At 45.6% G+C, this 24037-nt stretch carries 14 protein-coding genes and 1 tRNA gene; 12 read left to right on the top strand and 3 right to left on the bottom strand.

Annotation, left to right across the window (positions count from 1 at the left end):
- The first annotated feature begins 252 nt into the window (after positions 1 to 252).
- The 7 genes from Q4488_RS10755 (at position 253) to Q4488_RS10725 (ending at position 14418) form a co-directional block, all read left to right on the top strand.
- Positions 253 to 1587, top strand: a complete 1335-nt coding sequence (locus tag Q4488_RS10755; protein ID WP_303580465.1) for a hypothetical protein — start codon at positions 253 to 255, stop codon at positions 1585 to 1587.
- Positions 1588 to 1611: 24 nt separating this feature from the next.
- Positions 1612 to 3321, top strand: a complete 1710-nt coding sequence (locus tag Q4488_RS10750; RefSeq protein ID WP_303580464.1) for an MBL fold metallo-hydrolase — start codon at positions 1612 to 1614, stop codon at positions 3319 to 3321.
- Between the two features lie 132 nt (positions 3322 to 3453).
- Complete coding sequence (locus tag Q4488_RS10745; protein ID WP_303580463.1) at positions 3454 to 6342, top strand: SNF2-related protein; 2889 nt, start codon at positions 3454 to 3456, stop codon at positions 6340 to 6342.
- Between the two features lie 89 nt (positions 6343 to 6431).
- The gene (locus Q4488_RS10740) at positions 6432 to 9971 is read left to right on the top strand and encodes a site-specific DNA-methyltransferase (protein ID WP_303580462.1); all 3540 of its coding nucleotides are present in this window, start codon (positions 6432 to 6434) and stop codon (positions 9969 to 9971) included.
- Positions 9972 to 9982: 11 nt separating this feature from the next.
- On the top strand, positions 9983 to 13330 hold the full coding sequence (locus Q4488_RS10735; protein WP_303580461.1) for a DEAD/DEAH box helicase family protein: 3348 nt from the start codon (positions 9983 to 9985) through the stop codon (positions 13328 to 13330).
- A 30-nt stretch (positions 13331 to 13360) separates the two neighbouring features.
- Positions 13361 to 13492: a hypothetical protein gene (locus tag Q4488_RS10730; RefSeq protein WP_303580460.1), complete on the top strand. Its 132-nt coding sequence runs from the start codon at positions 13361 to 13363 to the stop codon at positions 13490 to 13492.
- 2 nt (positions 13493 to 13494) lie between these two features.
- Entirely contained in the window at positions 13495 to 14418 is a 924-nt protein-coding gene (locus tag Q4488_RS10725; protein ID WP_303580459.1) for a hypothetical protein, read from the top strand.
- A gap of 164 nt (positions 14419 to 14582) precedes the next feature.
- Here Q4488_RS10725 and Q4488_RS10720 read toward each other — a convergent pair whose 3' ends face one another.
- The 3 genes from Q4488_RS10720 to gltX all read right to left on the bottom strand — a co-directional run bounded on the left by Q4488_RS10720 (position 14583) and on the right by gltX (position 17697).
- Positions 14583 to 15779: an integrase arm-type DNA-binding domain-containing protein gene (locus Q4488_RS10720; protein ID WP_303580458.1), complete on the bottom strand. Its 1197-nt coding sequence runs from the start codon at positions 15777 to 15779 to the stop codon at positions 14583 to 14585.
- Positions 15780 to 15973: 194 nt separating this feature from the next.
- Positions 15974 to 16049: transfer RNA gene (locus Q4488_RS10715), tRNA-Ala, on the bottom strand.
- A 154-nt stretch (positions 16050 to 16203) separates the two neighbouring features.
- On the bottom strand, positions 16204 to 17697 hold the full coding sequence (gene gltX, locus Q4488_RS10710) for a glutamate--tRNA ligase (protein WP_303580472.1): 1494 nt from the start codon (positions 17695 to 17697) through the stop codon (positions 16204 to 16206).
- A 321-nt stretch (positions 17698 to 18018) separates the two neighbouring features.
- Here gltX and Q4488_RS10705 point away from each other — a divergent pair, with 321 nt between their 5' ends.
- The 5 genes from Q4488_RS10705 (at position 18019) to Q4488_RS10685 (ending at position 23659) form a co-directional block, all read left to right on the top strand.
- Entirely contained in the window at positions 18019 to 18615 is a 597-nt protein-coding gene (locus Q4488_RS10705; protein ID WP_303580457.1) for an ANTAR domain-containing response regulator, read from the top strand.
- Positions 18616 to 18631: 16 nt separating this feature from the next.
- On the top strand, positions 18632 to 19819 hold the full coding sequence (locus Q4488_RS10700) for a CmpA/NrtA family ABC transporter substrate-binding protein (RefSeq protein ID WP_303580456.1): 1188 nt from the start codon (positions 18632 to 18634) through the stop codon (positions 19817 to 19819).
- Between the two features lie 471 nt (positions 19820 to 20290).
- Positions 20291 to 21637 carry a CmpA/NrtA family ABC transporter substrate-binding protein gene (locus Q4488_RS10695; protein ID WP_303580471.1) on the top strand — a complete coding sequence of 449 codons (1347 nt, stop codon included), beginning with the start codon at positions 20291 to 20293 and terminating at the stop codon, positions 21635 to 21637.
- An 89-nt stretch (positions 21638 to 21726) separates the two neighbouring features.
- Complete coding sequence (locus Q4488_RS10690) at positions 21727 to 22710, top strand: ABC transporter permease (protein ID WP_303580455.1); 984 nt, start codon at positions 21727 to 21729, stop codon at positions 22708 to 22710.
- Between the two features lie 22 nt (positions 22711 to 22732).
- Complete coding sequence (locus tag Q4488_RS10685; protein WP_303580453.1) at positions 22733 to 23659, top strand: ABC transporter ATP-binding protein; 927 nt, start codon at positions 22733 to 22735, stop codon at positions 23657 to 23659.
- Positions 23660 to 24037: the final 378 nt, after the last annotated feature.

Raw genomic sequence — 24037 nt, 5'->3', positions numbered from 1 at the left:
CAAAGGTAAATTGATGTGACATGGTCAGGCTCGAAAATTAAAAATAAATTGTCTCATGGGAAGGACTTATTCGCATCTTCCCTAAAGAATAAGCAACCTCAATTCAAAACAATCAACTCTGCCAAACAGTCAATATTAATAAAAAATCGTAATTAATTACAATATAATTACGTTAATAACGTTAATAACGTAATTAATTTAAATTTATTTTTCTGTATGATTCGTCTTACCAATCAACGACGAGAATCAACTATGCCTAGATCAGACAAACTCTCTTTAGAAGATACTAAGAGACTTTTGGACCATGCCGTCAGCGCAAGCTCAAATATGACGGCAACGAAAGTTGCCAAATTTATAGACGTACCTCCTCCCAGGATATCAGAGGGAAGAAGAAAGGAGTGGCGCTTAAGTCAACATGAAGCAGATACTTTAATTGCGGAATATGGACAACCGAGAGCTAAGCCAGGACTGTTTGTATGTGCCGAAGAAAGGGATAGCATTAAATCTTTTATTGAATTAGAACCTTCGACCTCAAAAACGCGGCATTTCAGAAAAGTCTCTAGTCTGTATCATTCTAGCCAATTTCGTAACTCAGTCGCAGACCAGATCGCAATCATTGGTGAAGACGATGATGCCCTCTTCGCTCATGAAGCATTTACAGAGAGTGGTGATGAACATCTAAGCATGAATGAAAGAGACACTGTTCAAAAAGCTAGGGCACGGAAAAAGTACTTTTCAGCTGAGTTCAGAAAGGAAAAACTAGACAAACTACTAGCTGTAATAAAAACGCCAAAATTCTCTAAATGGCTCATACAGGCCAGATTGTATTTGGACAAGCTTAGAAATACATATAATGATCCAGATACTATCTATCGGATGATGGGCAGTACAAGCTATTACTGTATTAGTGACATAAATAAAATCACCCCGGATGGAAAAAACAACCACCTCTCCTCAGATGGAAGTCTGGACAAGTTGCTGGAGGAACATGGGCTTAAGCTTTCTTCACTGCTGGCGATGAGTTTGTTTTTGATTGGTGTGTTAGAAAAGCATTTCCGCGAGTCCGACTTACCAACTCTTGGCAGCGCAACAAAGATTCAAGAATCGACCGAAGAAATGAAAGATTATGTGATCACCGGCGAAAAAATCTGGTCTCATGAAGGTCGATTCACTGAACCTAAGCTCGGGCTATCCGGCATCGAAGAAATATTCTTCCCCGACATTGAGAACAGACCTGATTGGACCTACCCACTGCTTTTAAGCGATAACAGATTAAAGTCACCGGATGAAAAGGATGAAAACTCACTGTCGGTTGATCGTTGGACAACTTATGAGATTTCATTATTCCTCAAAGATAACTGCGACTATGCGCTGCTGCTTTCATTAGGTAGCTATGAAAATAGGTATAGCGAGGTGATACATGCCCCTGAACGGTTTATTGTTATCCCTAACATAGCAGGCCTGCAGCTATTCAAAGAGCTCGATGAAATGAGGAAGTGGCTAACATTACCCGAGCTTCCGCTAAACGACATAAAAAAAGACATAGCCAAGCATGGTGGCTATGTCCCTGGTGCCATTATTATTTAACCAAAACGAATACAAGGAAGAGTCATGTTGAAAGTAAAATTTATCGGTGCGTCTGAAGGTGTAACTGGATCTTGTTCATGGTTATGGCATACAGATTCCAATACACAGCTCTTAGTAGACTGTGGTATGAACCAAGGCACCCACGAAGAAGAATGGAAAAACTACCAACCATTCGAGTTCAATGCCAAGCATATCCAGTACGTATTGCTTACACACGCCCACATCGACCATTGTGGATTGCTACCAAAGCTAATTAAAAGCGGTTTTAAAGGCTGGGTTTATTGCACACAAGCCACCAAAGAAGTTGCAGAGCTTATGCTCAGGGATGCGGCCAAAATAAACGATCTATTTTATGAAGCTGACGTTAATCTAATCAAATGGCATGTCATTGATGCCGGAGAATTTCATTGGAACAAAACGCTCCGCTTAGCCAACGGCCTATCAGCAACCTTTAAGCGAAGCAGTCATGTCCTCGGAGCCTGTGGAATCTCTTTAACATGGTCGAAAGCAGAAGCCCCCAACGATCTAAAAAGCATCTATTTCAGTGGAGACATTGGCTGCCAAATGGAAGATAACGCCTACCTTCCGTTACTTAAAGATGATCACTGCCCATACCCTAAAGCCGATTATATTGTCATGGAGTCGACATATGGCGCAGCCGAAAGAGACTCTTCTTTTAAAAGCTCGGACAAGCGCGTTAATACCCTTGGTGCGATCATCAGTGATACTGCATACCGTAAGGGCGGTACGGTATTAATACCTGCGTTCTCGTTCCATCGCACACAAGAAATCATAATGGATTTATTAACCTGGCAATGGAAGAACTGGGGCGAAAGTGAATATGCAAATTTGATGGGAAACCTTATCCCCAAAAAAGACGATACCGACCGTTACGAAAACCCATTGAAGGTTTTATGTGATAGCCCACTAGCGAGCCGTATAAATAAAGTCTATGCATCACAACTATCGAAAAGGTTATCAAATGGTAAATACCAATACCTTAATTCCAATCTCGCTGACAGGTTGGGCTGCTCTGATCGAGAGTGCAGCCAAATTTTCAGAGACCTGACGGATAACGGCTGCATCTACAGACATGGACATATACTTAGGCATCTTCGCCCAGATGACATCAAGAAAAAAAAATCAGAAGACCGCTATCAATATGCGATTAATCGGTATGCCGCAATTATTGCTAGCTCGGGCATGTGCGACAATGGGCCCGTTGTTGCCTATATCAATAGGATGAAACGAGATCCTAAAAATACGATTATTCTGACTGGCTATCAGTCATCTAATTCACAAGGGCGTCAGCTTTTAGAACAGGCTGAACGCACAGGAAATAAAAGCAACCTGGCTCAAGTCATCAATATGTCTGGGTATTATTCCGGTCATGCCGACCAACATAAACTACTAGACTATATCTTTACTTTAGGGGCGTTTGCTAAAGACTCGAAACCCGCCAGCATCTTCATCAATCACGGTGAAAAAGATAGTAAAAACGCACTAAAAGACGCTATTTTACAACGAGCAGGACGCCGTTATGACGGTGACAGAGCCATTGCCTCTGTCGAGATAGCAAAAAATGACTGGTTTGATTTAGACCGAGCCACGTATATCCAAGCGGAAGACGTGCCAACTAATCAGCTAATCGACCGACTAAGTGCCATTGAGGATAAACTCACGCGACTGACTGAGGAAATTTCAAGCTTAAAAATGACCTCAGAAAGATACTGATGACAACCGCTCTGGACTGTACTTAAGGCAACACAGAGCGGCTTATCCCAGTCTTGGCGGGTAATCTTTTGATCTAAGAGCGGTATTAAAGCAGAATGGGCTTCTCGATACCCCAAGGACTAGGGATGATTTATGCAGATTACCGACTACCATGCAAAGTACTTCGCCTACGAACTGACCCGCCAACGCCGTGGTGGAGATGTCGATCGTATCAGTCAATCACTCTTCGATGCTTCAGTAGACCTAAACCCTCACCAGATCGATGCAGCGCTTTTTGCCCTTCAGAATCCATTAGTTAAAGGGGTTATACTGGCCGATGAAGTTGGCCTTGGTAAAACTATAGAAGCCGCATTAGTGCTTTCACAGTATTGGGCTGAACGCCGGCGTAGACTTATCGTGGTTTGCCCTGCAGCACTCAGAAAACAATGGGCTAACGAGCTTAAAGATAAGTTTCATCTTCCATCTCAAGTACTCGATGCCAAAACATACAAAGAGCTCCGTAAACAAGGCATTTCAGATCCATTCAATCAAGCAACGATAACTGTCGTTTCATACAATTTTGCGGCAAGGGCATCCGATAAATTAAAACTAATCCCTTGGGATCTAGTTGTATTCGATGAAGCTCACAAGCTACGCAACGCTCACCGTGATAGCCACCAAACAGGGCAAGCTATTAAAAAAGCCTTCGGCGCTTGTCATAAGCTCCTACTGACCGCCACACCTCTACAAAACTCGCTGATGGAGCTATACGGGTTATCAACCGTCATCGATAAACAGCTTTTCGGCGATGTCACTAGTTTCCGTCGTCAGTACCTACGAGGAGGAGAAGACCTTGAAGGGCTGCGTGAGCGTTTAAAAGATTTTGTAAAGCGGACACTACGAAAACAAGTTTTGGAATACATTCGCTATACCGAGCGCAAAGCTCTCACCGTTCCCTTTACCCCTTCCGACGATGAGCAACGCCTTTACTACCTAGTATCAGCATATTTACAACGGGAATTTAGCTACGGAGTGCCTAAGCAGCAACGTCACCTTGTCACGCTGGTTGTGCGCAAACTCTTAGCTTCTTCAACACATGCCATTATCAACACCCTAAAAACAATGATTGTTCGCCTTAAACAGTTGGAAGAACAGCAAGTAACAGATGATAACTGGCTTGAGCAACTAATAGGCTCTGAAGAGTTTGAGGGCGAGCTATTAGATGAAGCCGCTGAAGAGGAAGCCCAGTACACAGCCAATTCTGTAGAGCCTGGCGTGAACAATGAAACACCCGTTGTGCTCGAACAACTCAAGGCTGAAATAGCCGAGCTAGAGCAATACCTTGAACTTGCTCAACGCATTAAAGAAGACGCCAAGTCTGAAGCTCTACTTATCGCATTGGAACAAGGTTTTCAGCACATGGCCGAAGGCGCTCAACGTAAAGCCGTTGTTTTTACAGAAAGCCGCCGCACCCAAGACTATCTGCTGCAATATCTTGAAAGACATGGTTTCCAAGATAAGGTAGTCACTTTTTCTGGCAGCAACAACTCTGCTGCCGACAGTGCTATCTATAAACGCTGGCTAAAACAAAATACTGGGTCGGACCAAGTTACAGGAAGCCCCGCCGTAGACCGACGTACGGCTTTAATTGAACACTTTCGAGAAGATGCAGAAGTATTGATCGCCACTGAAGCTGCCGCCGAGGGTGTTAACCTCCAGTTTTGCAGTCTAGTCATCAACTACGACCTCCCTTGGAACCCCCAGCGAGTCGAACAACGGATTGGCCGCTGCCACCGTTATGGGCAGAAGTTTGACGTCGTCGTAATCAATTTCCTTAACCAGAAAAATGATGCTGATCGGCGGGTACTAGAATTATTAAGTGAAAAATTTCATCTCTTTGATGGCCTATTTGGCGCGTCAGACGAGGTGATCGGCCAGATAGAATCTGGGGTGGACTTCGAAAAACGCATTGCTGAAATTTATAACACCTGTCGTAGCGAAATGGAGATCGAGACAGCCTTCAACACCCTGCAAAAAGAACTCGAAGACAGCATTAATAAAAAGATGCAAGAAACACAAGAAAAGTTACTAGAGCACTTTGATGCTCGTATTCATGACCTACTTAAGATCCAACGTGAACGGGCAGAGCAGCAGCTTGATCGTATAAGCCGGTTATTCTGGCAACTTACTCGACATCAACTGCGCGCCAATGCCGAATTTAACGATGATCAGCTGACTTTTGAACTCATTGAATCGCCACTCGATAAGTTCAAAAAAGGGCCCTATGCGTTGATTAGAAAAGGCCAGCAGCCCCCAGAGCACACCTATCTCTATCGCTTAAGCCACCCATTAGGTGAGTACGTCCTCGATACGGGTCGACGAATCGATACCCCAACTGTTGAAATAGACTTTAATTTAACGGGTCATCATGTAAAACTTGCGGGCCTTAAAAAAGTGCGTGGAAAGTCGGGCTGGTTAGAACTTAACCAGTTGGAGTTAGATAGTTTTCAACGAGAAGAACACCTTGTGTTTACGGCGATAACGGATGATCGACAGCAACTGGACCAGGAGCAATGCGAGCTGTTATTTCAACTAAGTGGCAATGTCGACAATTTAAGTTCAATAAAGCAGGATAATGAACTATCGGAATACTTCGCCAACACCGTTAAGAGACAGCTAGACGCCACATTGAGCCGGGTGCTAGACGAAAACAACCAGTATTTTCAGCGCGAACGTGACAAACTCGATGCTTGGGCAGATGACCAGCTTTTAAGTGCAGAACAGCAACTCGAAGAGACACGTGCCCGCATAAAGGATGCGAAACGACGTACAAGAGTTGCAGAATCTGTTGAAGAGCAAAAACAAGCACAAGAAGAATTGAAGCAGCTAGAGCGTAAGCAGCGACACCAGCGGCAAGACATATTCGATGTTGAAGACCAAATAGAGGCTCGACGGGACCAGTTAATCGAAGCGCTGGAGCAGCAAATGCATCAACGAAGTAGTAGCCACCAGCTATTTAGGATTCGTTGGCGTCTTATTTGACCCAGCAAAAAGAATGCACTCTTTGGGCAGCCTTATATATCTTGGCTGCCCTATTTATTTTGCGATACGAACACAGAACAGGATTTTGCATGAGTAACAGTACCCAACAGCTAAAAGCAGAGCAGCGTAGAAAGCAATTTGCCAGCCTGCTACGCGAAATGTTCCAACTGAATCAACCTGAGTTGGACTTCGGATTGTATCGCATCATGCACGCCCGCAAAGATGACATTAACCGCTTTATTGAGCGAGATCTGCCGAATATCACCAAAGAGGCGTTTAAAGGGTTCGCCACTCAGGATAAGACCCAGATTGAGCAGGAACTTGAAAAAGCCGTACAGGGTGCAAAAGCACGAGATATAGATCCAGACTCTCTGCCCAAAGTGCAGGAACTAAAAGCTAAGCTCTCGGATAACTTTGATCTGGCCCGTGAAGAAGGCGAGGTCTACGACGCCCTGGTGACCTTCTTTAACCGCTACTACGATGAAGGGGACTTCCTCTCTCGTCGTGTCTACAAAGACGGCACCTACGCGATTCCCTACCAAGGGGAAGAAGTGGTATTGCACTGGGCCAATAAAGACCAGTATTACATTAAAAGCAGTGAAACCCTGCGTGACTATACCTTCCGGCTAAATCCTGAAGCTGGCATTGGTGAAGATCCGCTTCGTGTGCATTTTAAATTGGTAGATGCCGAGGCAGGTGCAAAAGACAATAACAAGGAAGGCGATGACAATAAACGTGTTTTTGTACTGGATCGAGGACAATCCTTTGAACTGATTGATGGCGAACCGGGTGAAGACGGCAGTGTTTTTCAGGAGCTACAGCTGCGCTTCCATTTCCGGGCTGCAACAGAGAATGACTGGACGCCGGAGGTAAAAGACAAGGCTACTGCGGCGGCACAGAAAAAAGCACCGACCCAAGATCACCTAAGAACGATTACAGTCAATCGCCTGCTTTCAGCTGATACTGAACTGCCGGATATTTGGCAACAAGCCCTTAAGCAGCCCTATCGCAAAGCGGACGGTGAACTGGCCGACTACCCTATCCTGCAAGGTCAGCTGAACAATTACACCAAGAAAAACAGCTTTGATTACTTTATCCATAAAGACCTAGATGGCTTTTTGACCCGCGAGCTGGATTTTTATATCAAAAACGAGCTGCTCGATTGGGCAGATATTGCCTCACTGAAAAATGATACTGCCCGCTTAGCTCCCTTGTTAAGCAAAATTGAAGTGATACGTACCCTGGGTGAAAAAATCATCGCTTTTTTGGCTCAACTGGAAAATTTCCAGAAGAAACTGTGGCTGAAAAAGAAGTTTGTAACTGAGACGAATTTCTTAATATCAATGGATAAGATAATTGGAGAACGGGACCTCGTTTCAATAGTTATTGATAATAACGAACAGTGGGATGAATGGGTAAGGTTTAACTTTATATCGAGTGATAATTCCCAAATAGGCCTGAGAGAAACAACATTACAGGACAAGCCCACACTTGTTGTAGATACTAAATATTTTGATCAATCTTTTAAAGAAAGAATATTAGCATCTTTAGAAATGCTTGATGATGAATGTTCCGGCTTGATTATCCATTCTGAAAATTTTCAAGCATTATCCTTGCTAGAAGGAAAATACAAAGAAGACGTTGAGCTTGTATTGACAGATCCTCCATATAACTCAGGGGGAGACGACTTTATATATAAAGATTCTTTTAGGAACTCTTCTTGGATTACGATGCTAGAAGACCGTTTTCAAAAGAGTAAAGGCTTAATGACTAAAGGTGGAAGTCTCTTTTGTCATATAGATGACAAGGATGAAGATAATCGTGTGTCACATAAGCTTATGACTTTATTGGAAGGGATTTTTGGTTCTAAAAACTATCTGGATAATCTGATATGGGGAAAGAACACAACACATAATGATGCAAAAACTTTTTCACATAATCATGAATATGTTCTGGCTTTTGCTAGAGATAAAGAATCAGCCATCAATGAAGATATTTATAGGGAAAGCAAGCCAGGTTTTGTTAAAATTACCGAGCTAGTGAAAGAGCTAAATATTGAATACCCTAAAATTGAAATAGTTCAAGAAAAAGTAAGAGCACTATATAAAGAACAGGCAGCGTCTTATAAAGATGAGTGCTTAGCCCAAGGGTTAGAGTGGAATGATGATATTAAAAGGAATAATCCCTGGAAAGGTATTACTCAATACAAGCATGCTGATTATCGGGATTCAGATGGGAATTGGGTTTCTGAAGATAACGCTAAAGGTTGTAATGCTGAAATTTGGCTTTGGCGTGAAGATAACCCCTCATGGCCCAATGCAAGTAGCCTGAAATCTCAGCATAAAACCGAAGGGAATGATGAGTATCGGTTTTACAAACCTCTTCACCCTGTTACTGGAAAGCCTTGCGGTCATCCTGAGCGAGGATGGTTATGGAGGCAAAGCCCTAATCCAGAAAAGCCCGACGTACTTAACTTCGATACTTTAGCTGAGCAACATTTGATCGCTTTTGGTGTTGATGAGAAGAAGAAGCCCCAGATTAAAAGGTTCTTACGAAATGTTGGTACCAATATAGTTAAATCATTGATTAATGACTTCACGGATGGTGAGAAAGAATTGTCCCATATTGTTGGAGAGAGAGGTACGTTTCCAAACCCTAAGCCCACAACAGTTGCTAGAAAGTTGATTGAGATATCTACAAATGAAGGAGCTAATATTGTTGATATTTTTGCAGGCTCTGGTACTACGGGCCATGCAGTGCTCCAGCAGAACTTTATTGATGAAAAATCACGAAACATGATTCTTATTGAAATGGGAGATCATTTTGATAGAACCCTATTGCCGCGTATGAAAAAATGTTCTTTTTCTACGCACTGGAAAGATGGAAAGCCTGAATCTCAAGGGCATCAAAGTGTATTGATGAAGTATCTAAGACTGGAAAGCTATGAGGATGCTCTGGGCAATCTGGCTCTTACTCAGAAGTCAGACTTGTTTGCCGATTCAAATAAAAATGACAAAGCGCGCGAAGCTTATCTGCTGAACTATATGCTGTATGTGGAAACTCGCGATTCTCAATCTCTTCTGAATACTCAGCAGTTCCTGGAACCAAGTAAGTATGAACTTAAAGTTCGATCAGCTGGTGGCGATGAAACCAAATCCGTCAACGTAGATCTGCTGGAAACGTTTAACTACCTGTTAGGTCTCACTGTCGAGCATATCGCCGCGCCTATCTATTTTGATGCTGAACTCAGCCAAGGTGAGTTTGGCCGCTGGCAAGCTAAGGTGAAACGCAATGCCGAGGGCAAATGGTGGTTCCGTACCGTATTTGGCACGAATCGCAATGGCCAGAAAGTGCTGGTGGTATGGCGTAACTTGCCGAGCGTGATTGCTGGAGAGGAGTATGGCGTGCAATACGATAATGCGGTGCTTGATGCGGTACTCATTGAGAAACTGGCGATTCGCCTGACAGAAAGCCCGGACGATGAGATTGATATTCTCTATGTGAATGGTGATCACAATATCGCTATACCCCGTGACCGCAAAGGGCAACCGATGGAACAAGCGCGTTTGCAGCTGATTGAAGAGGCCTTCCACCGCTTAATGTTTGCTGATACTGAGTCAGTGCAATAAGGAGACTCAGCATGGCAAAAGCTAAAAAGAAAAGCATCAAAAAAACGCTGCAGTTTCGGCATCATCTTGTGTTGAACCAATGGCTATTCGGGCTGTTTGGTTTTGATTCTCTCAGTGGTCAGTATCCTGTCGGCAAAAAGGACGCGCCAACACTGGAAGCCTTTCGTGATCGATTTCAGCTAATGGGGGAAACGACTGGGCGCAATGCCGAGGGTGAGCACCTGTTATTGCACCGTATGCGTGAGAATCTAACGTCTAATGCGTGTTTAAGTGATGAGCAATTGCTGGAATATGATCGCCGTATAAAGGCGGTTACTGAGACGATTAATAGTGCTCGTTTGGCAACAGCGGAAGAGCCCATTGAGTGGAAGTACTTTCAGTACCTGACTTTACTGTTTACCGAAGTTTATCTGGATTACCTGTTCACCAAACCGGAAGAATTGCTGGCAGGCCTGAATCAGCAAATTGAGCGCTGGAATGCTAAATGGATTAATGAGGAAGACTTTAATCATAAGGCGTTGGAGTTACTTAACCCTGACGACGATCTGTGGCCTCAGCTGAATATGGTGGCTTACTGGAGTGCTACCGGCTCTGGTAAGACGCTGATTATGCATGCCAATATTCTGCAGTACCGTTTTTATCTGCAGCGTTATGGCAAGGCGGGCGATATTAACAAGATCATCCTGTTGACGCCGAATGAAGGTTTAACGCATCAGCATCTGAAAGACCTGGAAAAATCCGGCATTCGAGCCAATGAGTTTTCTGCACGCGGTGGCGATTTGTTTGCTCAGGATGTGATCGTTATTGATATCAACAAGCTGCGTGACAGCGAAAAGAATAAAACGGTTGCCGTCGACTCCTTTGGTTCCAGGAACCTGCTGTTGGTTGATGAAGGCCACCGAGGCACCGCATCCGGTGGTGGTAGCTGGTACGACTACCGGCAAAAGCTCTGTGCTTTGGGCTTCTCGTTTGAGTATTCCGCAACCTTTGCCCAATCCGGTTCCAAGCATGAGAACCTGCGCCAGACCTATACCAAAGCGATTCTGTTCGACTATTCCTATCGTCACTTCTACAGCGATGGTTACGGCAAACAATCTCAGATTCTGAATCTACAGAAAAATCCAAATGATGAAGATGAATACCGTTATCTGGTTGCCTCTCTGCTGAGCTATTACCAGCAGTTACGTTTGTATGACGATCAGAAAGCGCAACTCAAGCATTTTAATCTGCACAAGCCCTTATGGGTGTTTGTCAGTTCAAAGGTAACCGCAAACCTTTCAACCGGAGAAGCTTCCGACACGATTCAAGTACTATCGTTTGTTGATACAGTGCTCCATAAACATAACGAAACGATCGCGGCCATCGACTACCTGCTTAACAAAGGTATGATTAGTCAGGGCGGCACAGACCTTCTGCATAACCGATTTAACTATCTAAAAGAACTGGGAGCAACCAGTGAACAACTGTATCAGGATATTTTAAATCGGGTTTTCCACTCTACTGGTGGACGTTTACATATTGAAAACATTACCGGCGTCGCTGGCGAAATTGCTTTAAGAGCAGGAACCTCAGACACTCCATTTGGGGTTATTAATGTCGGAGATGATGCAAAACTAATTAAACTCTGTGATAAGCATGACCTCTATGTTCAGGATGCTCGCTTTAGTGACTCCCTATTCCGTAACATCAATAATGATAAATCGACGGTCAATCTACTGTTAGGTTCCAAAAAATTTACGGAAGGTTGGAGTAGCTGGCGCGTTTCTAACATGACCCTAATGAATGTCGGTAAGAATGAAGGCGCGCAAATCATTCAGCTTTTCGGTCGTGGGGTTCGCCTTAAGGGTTGGCAAACCACCCTGAAACGCTCGGCCGAACTAACCAATGGACTCAAAGCTGCCGGAATAGAACGACCTCAAAATATTGCTATTCTGGAAACACTGAATATTTTTGGTGTTAAGGCTGATTATATCGCTCAATTCCGTAAGGAACTCGAAGACGAAGAAATTCCGGTCAATGAAGGCCTTGAGGAATTTATTCTGCCTCTGAAACATATGCCGGGACTGCCTAAAAACCTCAATGTCATTCGTGTTAAAGACAGCGTTGCTAACAAAGCCATTGGTGGTTCAGGCACCGCGTTCTTAGAGCTAGCTGAGCAAGTGGTACTAAAAGCCCCTAGCCTGCTCACTCAAACAGAGCGCGATTATTTCTGCAGCCCGCCGCGAGTCAGCCTGGATTTCTATCCTCAAGTTGGTCTGTTCGCAACAGATAACATTGGGACACGAAACTCAGGTAGAGATGATCAAAAACTATCACCTCTTCATGCTTCTCTGCTAGATCACCGTCAGCTCTATTTTGAACTACTGCAATACAAACGAAATAAACGCTGGTCTAACCTAACCATCACGCAAAACGTAGTTGAAGAGCTGTTAGAAGACAGTGCCTGGTATACCCTCTATGCTCCGGATGAAGTGATGACACTTGGTCGCTTAGAACGCATGACCCTATGGCACGACATGGCCATTTCACTATTACGCAAGTACTGCGAGATGTTCTACGGATTACGTCGTAAACAGTGGGAAGCGGACAAGCTGGAATACCGCCCCATCACCGAGAATAACAAGTACCTTCCGAACGTCAATGAAGAAACACCTGAAGGAGGCTATCTGGTCACCTTAGATCGTGTGCGCCACGAATCGTTAATAAAAAGGTTGGAAAACCTCCGTGACAAAATAACTCAAGGTGCTATTTCTGAATGGAACGGCAAGATCGAAGACGGACTGGAATTCCTCTGGTGCGAACGGCACTTCTATCAGCCACTACTTGCAGCGACACAAGGGCTGGATTTCCAGGTCAGCCCAGTCTCTCTGAATAAGGGTGAACGCGATTTTGTTAAGGATATTCAGAAGGCGACAGAATCAGGCGTTTTTACTGAATACGATGTCTATTTACTGCGCAATCAGACAGGTCAAGGCTCTGTGGGAGTCTTTATCGATGGTGGCTTTTATCCAGATTTCATTCTCTGGTTAGTTAAAGGAGAGCAGCAGAAGGTTATCTTTATCGACCCCAAAGGCTTACGCAATCACAAACCAGAAGACCCCAAGGTACGCTTCTACGAAACGATCAAGGGTATCGAAGCGGACCTTCGAAAACAGAACCCAGCCAACAACAGTATAGAGCTGCATGCATTCCTAGTATCAGAAACTCATTCGTCAGAACTGATCAGCCAATGGCGTGATGACAAAGGCGCACCGGTTACGCGTGATCTACTCGAAAGCTGGAACATCCTATTCAAAGATGAAGATAAGGACCATTATGTTGGCAAGTTGGTAAACAAAATTGAGCAGATAAGCGCCTGACAATCAGACATAAAGGGACTAGGAATCATAATGGAATACTCGGAAGAAGACGCCTATTTAGAACAACTCGATGCATTGTCATTAGAGCGTTATGCATACTGGGATGGCTCAGGTTTATCCGATGATGAGCTATCAGGTATTGCTGAGAGGATGGAGAGCTAGGTATGGAGTGGTTAGAAACCACTGATGCGGTTGTGGCAATCATCAGCGGGATTGTCGCGTGTATTTGTGCTTGGAACGCATGGAGGAAGCCCCAATCACAGCCCCGCTTTGGTGACTCGGAAGTCGAAAGTATTCCTGAGCGCTTCTTTGCCTTGTTTGAAGCCCACGGAGTTCATAGAAATCAGATTCCCAGCTTCTTTGGTAAAGGGTTAACACTAACCGATGTTAGTAGCCCTGAAACACTATTGAGCAAGCTTTCTCCCGAACTGCTAGTTGAGGCGGCAGAGTTATTCGCAATTAATCTTGAATGGCTTCAGGGGGCGATTAAGACACCTTATCCAACTCACCACTTTTATAAACAGCCAGATGACTTTATAAACTTCATTGATGAATTAGCAAATGGTGGTAATCCGCTATGCGGTTATGTTTTTAATACAAAACCTCTCCAGAACTCGTTAAATGATTATGACGCAGCCATAGTAATTACTGAGGAAATAGGCCAAGTTAATGACAGACCTGTTTTTAGAATTCACATTTGCAATGGGTGGGTATTCAATTATTGGAAATGCCGAGGGTATTTAGCCGCGTGTATTGCTATCGCTTGGCGTAATGGAGTTCACCTAATAGGTAAGCAAGTTGATTCTGACTGGCTAATAAAATTCGAATGTGGTGATAAACTTATAGGTTATGACTATGACAATGGCCATCTTCAGTTTCCAGTACAAGCGACCTGGTACGCAGACGAACTTGTTGAGCGACCAGAGAAATATCTAAAATGGATTGATCCTGAGTCAAGCCAATTTGGTTTAAAAGCTGCTTTGCAACTTTGGCTTATGTTAGATGAACAAGGTTATATGCAAATGTATTCTGACGGTTCTCACACATCAGTAAATGCTGCATTTAATCGTGCTCTGACAGCTATTTAATGAACAATATCTGGGATCGGCTGGGTTCTGTTTGTGCATATCGTGGTAGCGCACTTTGATCAGCGTAAAAGTAATATTTATACACTGATCATCATTAACATGATTTTCTGACGTATTTTCAAATACAGTAAAACTTATATCCTCAAACGATCAGTACTAAACAGCTACCCAGCCTTTACCCGTAGCTCATCAAGATAATCTGCCCACCGTTGCATCATCGCTGTTCGTTGTGGCAAGTGGGCTGTACGGTTGTAAGCACGCCCTAAAGGATCTTTTACCGCATGCGCTAACTGGTGTTCAATTAATTCAACTCGCTCTTCTAAGACCTCATCGAGCAGGGTGCGCGCCATTGCCCTAAAGCCATGGCCCGTCATTTCATCTTTACTAATGCCCATATTACGAAAAGCTGACAATATGGCATTATCACTCATAGGTCGACGAGGACTTCTTGCTGAAGGAAAAACATATCCACCCCAATGACCAGTCAAAAGCTTTTGTTCTTGCAAAATATCAATTGCTTGACGACTAAGTGGAACAATATGATCGACGCCCATCTTCATTTTTTCTGCTGGAATACGCCATTCAGCCTTATCAAAATCGATTTCATGCCATTCAGCATGTCGTAACTCTTTAGGGCGAACAAAGACTAAAGGAGCAAGTTGAAGAGCCGCTCGCACCGTTGATGTCCCTTCATAACTATCCAACATATTTAGCAATTTCCCTACTCTTTCAGGATCAGTAATTGCGGAAAAGTGCTGTGTCTTATGGGTAACCAATGCCCCTTTCAGATCCGGTGTAATATCTCGTTGCGCTCGCCCTGTCGCGACAGCATAGCGGTAAACTTGCCCTGCTATCTGTTTAACCCTGTGAGCTGTCTCTGTCGCTCCACGATTTTCGATACGCTTAAAGACAGCCAATAGTTGAGGAGGAGATATTTGATCAAGAGGAAGAGAGCCAATATAGGGAAATAGGTCACGTTCAATCGCGCGTAAAACTTTTGCCGTGTAACTTTCGGACCATTTCGCCGATTGTTGCTTATGCCACTCTAAGGCGATTGCCTCAAAGTTATTGGCTTGCGCCGTTGCTATCTCGACTTTTTTAGCTTTTTTAGCTTGTGAGGGGTCTATACCCTGTTCTAGCTGCTCTTTTGCCAAATCAGCTTTTTTACGGGCCTGTTTGAGAGTTACGCTCGGATACACCCCCAATGAAAGCAATTTTTCACTTCCAGCAAAGCGGTATTTGAGACGCCAGTATTTAGCGCCCTTCTTGGTAACCAAAAGATACAAACCTCTAGCGTCACTAAGCTTGTAGTCTTTATCTTTAGGCTTGGCCTGTTTGATTTTCGGATCGGTCAGTGCCATATATCCACCATGTCCTTTTGGTGGGGGTACTTTTTTGGGGGTATGAGATAATTATCGTTTATACCCCCAAACGTACCCCCAGTATTGATTGGCTGAGGGGGTATCTCTTCAGACGTTGCTGGACACAGTATAAACAAAAAAACCAGCAATTACGCTGGTTTCAGGACAATCTCACATGAGATTAAATAGGATTTTGGTGGAGCCTAGCGGGATCGAACCGCTGACCTGTTCGCTGCCAGCGAACCGCTCTCCCAGCTGAGCTAAGGCCCCAAAACCAAGTGGCAGCTATATTAATGATGACCCTACCTAGTGTCAAGCAAACTTCATGCAATTTTATGACTAAAAGCTAACGCTATTTCAATCACTTAGCCTTAAACGCAAAAAACCCTGCAATGCAGGGCTTTTAACTATCAAGATCGCACGATTAAGCCAGCGTTTCAGCTAATGCACGATACTCTTTTTCCCAGCTTTTGGTCTCTTTCTTGGAAGGGCCGCCAACGGTATTGAGAGCATGACGTACACGGGCGCGACTCATATCGGGGCCGAGGATCTGCATCGAATCCACCACCGAAACACTGGCACTGGTGCCGGCAATCGCGACAAACAGTGGGAACAGGAAGTCTCGCACTTTATAGCCCATCACATCACCCAACGCTTTAAACTGAGCGAATAGATGATCTTTGTGCCAGTTCTGTTCAGTATCTAGCATCCAAGACGCGAATTGCAGAATACGACGAATATCATCTTTCTGCAGGCTCTTATGAGTGAAGCTCTCTTCGGTGATTGGCAACATACCGGACAAGAGGAAGCCGGCTACCGGCGCAACATCGGAGAATTTTTCGATACGCTGTTTAATCAGCGGAATAATCTGCATCAGATACTCGGGATTCAGTGCCCATTGCTGGAAGGCGGCTGCAAACTGCTCATCATTCAGCTCTTCACGAATCCAAAGGCCATTCAACCAGCTAAGTTTTTCCTGATCGAAGATCGGACCACCGAGTGATACACGGTTAATATCGAAGTGTTCGATCATTTCATCGAGGCTGAATTTCTCGCGTTCATCCGGCATCGACCATCCCATACGGGCGAGGTAGTTCAGCACCGCTTCGGCCATGTATCCCATACGCTGATAGTAGATAATACTGGTTGGATTCTTACGCTTCGATAGCTTGGATTTATCCGGGTTACGCAGCAGTGGCATATGACACAGCTTAGGCATATCCCAACCGAAGTAGTTATACAGCAACTGATGTTTCGGCGCGGAATTGATCCACTCTTCGCCACGCAACACATGGGTGATCTGCATCAGATGATCATCCACCACGTTGGCGAGGTGATAGGTCGGCATACCATCGGATTTCATCAAAATCTGACAGTCTACCTGCGCCCAATCCACTTCAATGCTACCGCGCAGCATATCGTCAAACACACACACGCCCTCTTCCGGCACTTTCATGCGCACAACATAAGGCTCACCCGCGGTTTCACGCTTGGCCACTTCATCAGCAGGCAATGCAAGATCGCTCTCTTTCAGTGCGCTTTGTAAACCCTGTGCGCGACGTTCGTTACGCAGCTGATCCAATTCAGCAGCGGTGCGATAACATTTAAACGCATGACCATTATCGAGCAGCATCTGCGTATGCGTCTGATAGATGTCACTCCGTTCGCTCTGACGGTAAGGGCCATACGGGCCTGGCTTATCGGGGCCTTCAGCCCAATCAAGACCCAACCAGCGCAACGAATCAAGAATCATTTGTTCAGATTCTGCCGTGCTGCGGGTTTGATCGGTATCTTCGATACGTAGAATAAACTCGCCGCCGTGCTGACGGGCAAAAGCCATATTAAACAGGGCGATGTAGGCGGTGCCTACGTGCGGATCACCGGTGGGTGATGGTGCGATACGGGTACGTACGGTCATCAGAAAATATGCATCCAGACTGATTTTAAGGAAATTGCTCGGCATTATACCTGCTAGACCGATACGCGCCTACCGTAATCACTGCGCTCAATCATGCAGAAGACCATCGCACTTTCCAATGAACCATAATAGTGCATAAAATATTAACCCCTATACGCCATGATCACTTACCGATCACCTCCCTACTATTGCTGAACGTCCCTGACGGCATCTACTATACAGCGTGGCGTCAACTCGGTTAACGCGGCCATTTCATCCGTTGCACCAACATCTGGCACACTTAGTGCACTATCGCTGATACCTTTAATAAGAATAATCGCTATGACGACAACTCAATCACAATCAGAACGGGTATTGGTGATCGATAAGGATACCGCTCGTTCCGCACTACTAGAACAAGCGCTGACTGATCAGGGCTATGCGGTTGTCAGTCGACTGCATGATACCGAAGGCTTGATTGCGCAAGTGGAACAGATTCGCCCAGATATTATCATTATCGAACTGGACTCTCCCGACCGTGACGTACTGGAACATATGGCCACCCTTAACAGCCATATTCCTCGCCCCGTGGTGATGTTTGCCGAATCGGGAGACAGCCAAACGATTCAAAAAGCGATTAAAGCCGGCGTTAGTGCCTACGTTGTCGATGGTATGAGTCCCGACCGCATTCAGTCCATTATGGATGTTGCCGCGGCCCGATTTAGGGAGTTTCAAGCGTTACGCAACGAACTCAATGATGTCCGCAGCGAACTGGAAGACCGTAAACAGCTAGAACAAGCCAAACGCCTCATCATGAAACATCAGAACTGTACTGAAGATAAGGCCTATACCGCCATGCGTAAAATGGCGATGGATCAAGGTAAAACCATGACACAGATAGCTAAAAATATAATATCAGTACTAGAGATGCTGAATTAAGCATAGGGCAAACGTTATGACACTACTACACAGCCCGATACTGGCCACGCCGGAGAAAATCGATTTAACCCTGGGCTTTTTACCCTTAATGGATTGCGCCCCACTCGTGATCGCCAAAGAGAAAGGCTTTTTTAGTGACGTGGGCCTCAATGTTCAGCTGAGTCGAGAAGGCTCTTGGGCATCCATCCGCGATAAAGTCATGCTCGGATTGCTCGATGGGGCACAGATGTTGGCGGGTATTCCGCTCGCGTCTACCTTAGGTCTAGGCTCGCCTCAAGTACCGATGGTGACGGCCTTCAGTATTGGTTTAAATGGCAATGCCATTACCCTCTCGCACGCATTGCTGGCTGAAATTGATGAGCTAGGTCACGATCCCGAAGACACCTCGGCGAACGGCTTAAAGCAGTTAATTCAATTACGTAAAGCCAATGGACGAGCCAAAATCACTCTCGCGATGGTCTATACCTATTCGGCGCACAGTTATTTGTTACGCTATTGGCTCAGCGCGGCGGGGATCGATCCGGATAACGATATTAATCTCACCGTGGTGCCACCCCCGCAAATGGCGGTGACCATGAAAAAAGGGTTGATCGACGGCTATTGTGCGGGCGAACCTTGGAACTCCGTTGCACAAGAGATGGGCATCGGTAGCCCGGTTATTTCTGGTTATCAAATTTGGAATAACTGTCCGGATAAAGTGTTCGCTGTTTTAGAAAGCTGGCATAACGCGCACCCGGCGACGCATGAAGCCCTGATCTGTGCCTTAATTCAAGCGTCAAACTGGCTTGATCAGCCACAAAACAGTGACGAAGCCTTGGATATTTTGCTGGCGAATGCTTACCTCGGGCCCGCCTTATCCATGCTGCCACAACCGGTTCTCAATCAAGGCAATCGACTATTTTTCCGTTATGCCGCTAGTTATCCTTGGCGCTCACACGCCCTGTGGTTTCTCGAACAGATGCAACACTGCAATCAACTGCAAGACAATACCGATTTACATCAGCTTGCCTGTCAGGTTTATCGCCCCGACCTCTATCGCGCGGTCGCCAGTAAAATGCAACTGCCTCACCCAACCATCGATTTCAAACCCGAAGGTTTTCATGACCGAGAATGGGTGCTGCAAGGGGCCGCTGGCGCCGTTACCATGGGTAGCGATCTGTTCTTTAACGGTGGAACCTTCGAGCCACGTCGGCAGCCATGCTGATAAGCCTTGCCTCGCAGCGCTAACATTGGCGGCGATGGCTAGCCACGCCGACTGATGTCGTCAGTCAAGTATTAAGTTTAAGCGGAGTGTTCAGTTATCAAAGCGCTGTTTAAGTGCCCAATAGCGTTCAACAGCACAATTAAAGTGCATTTTCAGGGCGTTAATGAAGAGCCAACCGGTCGACAAGCTTACAACTAGACTAGATTAAAAATCATAACCTACTGATTAATAATGATTTTAAAAACAATGGCACACTAACTGCTATATACAGCGTAATAAATATAAATATTTGAAACCACTTCACTTGGTTTCACGCATGACAACGACGTCTGCTCTTACTGATAGCGATATCAGGACAGGGCAGGCGTTTTTTTTTGATTAATTTTTGTCACTTCAGGAGCCACACACATGACTCATACACTGCTTTCTAACATGATGAAACGTCGCACACTGCTGCAAAACACGATTAAAATGTTCGGCGCAGTCGCGGTCGGTAGCTTGCTGGCACTGAGTTCAGCACAGGCCAGCGTCGGCGAGCCCGAAAAAGAAGACTTGAAGTTTGGCTTTATCAAACTAACGGATATGGCACCGCTGGCGGTCGCCTATGAAAAAGGCTATTTCGAAGATGAAGGCCTGTATGTTCAGTTGGAAGCTCAGGCTAACTGGAAAGTGCTACTCGACCGCGTAATCGACGGTCAACTCGATGGGGCCCATATGTTGGCCGGACAACCATTAGGCGCGACCATCGGTTTTGGCACTCAGGCGCATATTATTACCGCCTTCAGTATGGATCTAAACGGCAACGCGATCACCGTTTCCAACGATATCTGGGAGCAGATGAAACCGCATATCGACAAGGGAGCGGACGGTAAACCGATTCACCCGATCAAGGCCGATGCGCTGAAACCGGTAGTCGATGCTTATAAAGAGGAAGGCAAGCCGTTTAATATGGGTATGGTCTTCCCAGTTTCAACACATAACTACGAACTACGTTATTGGTTAGCCGCCGGTGGTATTCACCCAGGCTACTATGCCCCTCATAAAGGCGATTCGTCTGGTCAGATCGATGCCGACGCACTACTGTCAGTCACCCCACCACCGCAGATGCCCGCCACCATGGAAGCCGGAACCATCTACGGTTATTGCGTCGGTGAGCCTTGGAATCAGCAGGCTGTTTTTAAAGGTATCGGCGTACCCGTTGTTACTGACTATGAGATCTGGAAAGACAACCCCGAAAAAGTCTTCGGTGTCTCTAAAGGCTGGGCGGATAAGTATCCCAATACCCATATCCGCGTCGTCAAAGCGATGATCAGAGCGGCGAAATGGTTAGATGACAATAATAATGGTAACCGGCCTGAAGCGGTGGAAATTCTTTCCCGCCCAGAGTATGTAGGGGCGGATTACGAAGTCATTGCTAACTCGATGACCGGCACCTTCGAATACGAAAAAGGCGATAAACGCGACGTACCTGATTTCAATGTATTCTTCCGTCATAACGCCACCTATCCGTATTATTCTGATGCTATCTGGTATCTGACACAGATGCGTCGTTGGGGACAAATTGCCGAGCCAAAATCCGATGAATGGTTTATGGAAACGGCGAAAAAAGTCTACCGTCCCGATATCTATGCGCTGGCCGCCAATGCGCTGATCGAAGAAGGTAAGATGGTCAGCCATGAATTCCCGGACTTCACCACGGAATCGGGTTTCAAAGCCCCGCAAACTCACTTTATTGATAACATCACCTATGACGGCACTCAGCCAAACAACTATCTAACGAAGTTTAACATCGGCCTAAAACCCGACACTGAAATTTAACGATTAGCGTCGGTTTAAGCATCCATGGCTAGCAATAACCCGATAGAAAACCAAAGGGTTGTCCATGGGCAACCCGTTGGAGACTGATTATGAGTAGCATCGCACTAAAACTATTAAAACCCTTAGGCTTACCTGAAAAACTGAGCATTGCTCAGCTAATCAAAGCCCTATTGGTGCCATTGAGCGGCATTCTGGTGTTTCTGTTTATTTGGAATATCGCCGCCCAGAATATCCATACCTCACTGGGCGAGTTTCCCGGCCCCTCACAAGTCTACGAGCAGAGTATCAACTTGCTAGCCGAACATAATCGAGAACGGCAAAAGGAAGTGGCTTTTCATCAACGTCAGGATGTTCGTAATGCTAAAAAGCTAGCGAAAAACCCCGATGCGGTGATCAAAACACGCCCCTATACGGGTAAACCCACCTTTATCGATCAGATCGGCACGAGCCTGGTGACAGTATTAGCAGGCTTTTTCGCGGCGTCATTGATCGCCATTCCGGCCGGTATTGTCATCGGTTTGAATAAAACCCTGTATAGCGCCTTCAACCCGGTGATTCAGTTGTTCAAGCCGGTCTCACCACTGGCATGGTTACCGCTCGTCACCATGGTGGTCAGCGCGATGTATGTCAGTGATGACCCGATGTTTGCTAAATCCTTCGTCACCTCGCTCATTACCGTATCGTTGTGTTGCCTCTGGCCAACCTTGCTAAATACCGCGGTGGGGGTGTCGACGATTAGCGCCGACCTTAACAATGTCAGCAAAGTGCTACGCTTATCTTGGCTCACTCATGTTATCAAGATTGTGATTCCCTCGGCGATTCCGATGATCTTCACAGGCTTACGTCTTTCCCTCGGTATCGCTTGGATGGTCTTGATTGCGGCAGAAATGCTGGCACAAAACCCAGGGCTGGGTAAGTTTGTCTGGGATGAGTTTCAAAACGGTAGTTCTAACTCACTGGGGCGCATCATGGTCGCGGTATTAGTGATTGGTCTAATCGGTTTTATGCTCGATCGCGTCATGCTGGTACTACAGAAAAAAGTATCTTGGGATAAATCCGTCGAACTGCGCTAAGGCAGCATTAAGGAGAAAAGTGATGACAGCTAAAAAACACCTTGAGCTCACTGGCGTTGATATTGATTTTCCAACGCCTAATGGCCCCTTTAAGGCACTCAGTAACGTTAACCTGAAGATCGATCGCGGCGAATTTGTTTCCTTGATCGGCCATTCAGGCTGTGGCAAATCCACCGTTCTCAACATTGTCGCCGGTTTATATCAAGCGACTCAAGGCGGTGTCTTGCTGGATGGCAGAGAGGTTAACGAACCCGGTCCAGAACGCGCGGTGGTGTTCCAAAATCACTCATTGCTGCCATGGCTAACCGCCTATGAAAATGTTGAACTGGCCGTCAAACAGGTTTTTAAACACACCAAATCTAAAGCCGAAATGAAAGAGTGGATCGAATACAACCTTCATTTAGTGCATATGGATCATGCCATGCATAAGCGCCCCGATGAGATTTCCGGCGGCATGAAACAGCGTGTCGGTATTGCCCGCGCACTGGCGATGGAGCCAACGGTGATGTTGATGGATGAACCCTTTGGTGCTTTGGACGCCCTCACCCGCGCCCATTTACAAGATTCACTCATGGAGATTCAAGCCGATCTAAATAACACCGTGATTATGATTACTCATGATGTTGATGAAGCCGTACTCCTCTCCGATCGCATCGTGATGATGACCAATGGCCCCGCCGCCAGCGTCGGTGAAATACTCGAGGTCAACTTAGAGCGCCCCCGCCATCGCCTTGAACTGGCCGATGATCCGCAATATAACCATTATCGCGCCGCCGTTTTAAGCTTCCTCTATGAAAAGCAGAGAACGCCCGGCGAGCCTACGGCTAAGCCCATCAGTCAGCAAACGCCTGCAGCATCCGTTGCCGCTGATGCAGCTGATACCGAGGCGACGACCACGGCGGTCAAAACGGCAAAAAAGCCGATCTCCGCGGATGAACAAGCCGCCTAAACACGCCATCGTTGGTTCTTTTTTACCCGGCTATTGCCGGGTTTTCTGCCTTATTTGATCGCTACTTTTGCGACTGCAGCAAGAACGCTATTCAGGCTTAAGCAAAACGCCATAGCAACGCGCTAACAACAAAGACTCTTGACTGTGCACATCCGCTAGAACATCACCCATCTCGCCCTAACTCAGTGCAACTATATTTACAAATAACACAGACAAAAACACCTAAAACATAATAACCAATTGAAAAACAACGATATTTAAAAAACAGGCACACTCCCTGCTATATACAATGTGCCTATCTTAGGCTTCTCATATTTTTTGGACAATGGTGTTCATCATCTAGTACTTCGTACTGGTCGGTGAATGCCATTTTTTTTT

The sequence above is a fragment of the Amphritea sp. 1_MG-2023 genome (assembly GCF_030547545.1).
In the GTDB taxonomy this organism is placed as follows: Bacteria; Pseudomonadota; Gammaproteobacteria; order Pseudomonadales; family Balneatricaceae; genus Amphritea.
This window is presented reverse-complemented; position numbering and strand designations above follow the sequence as displayed.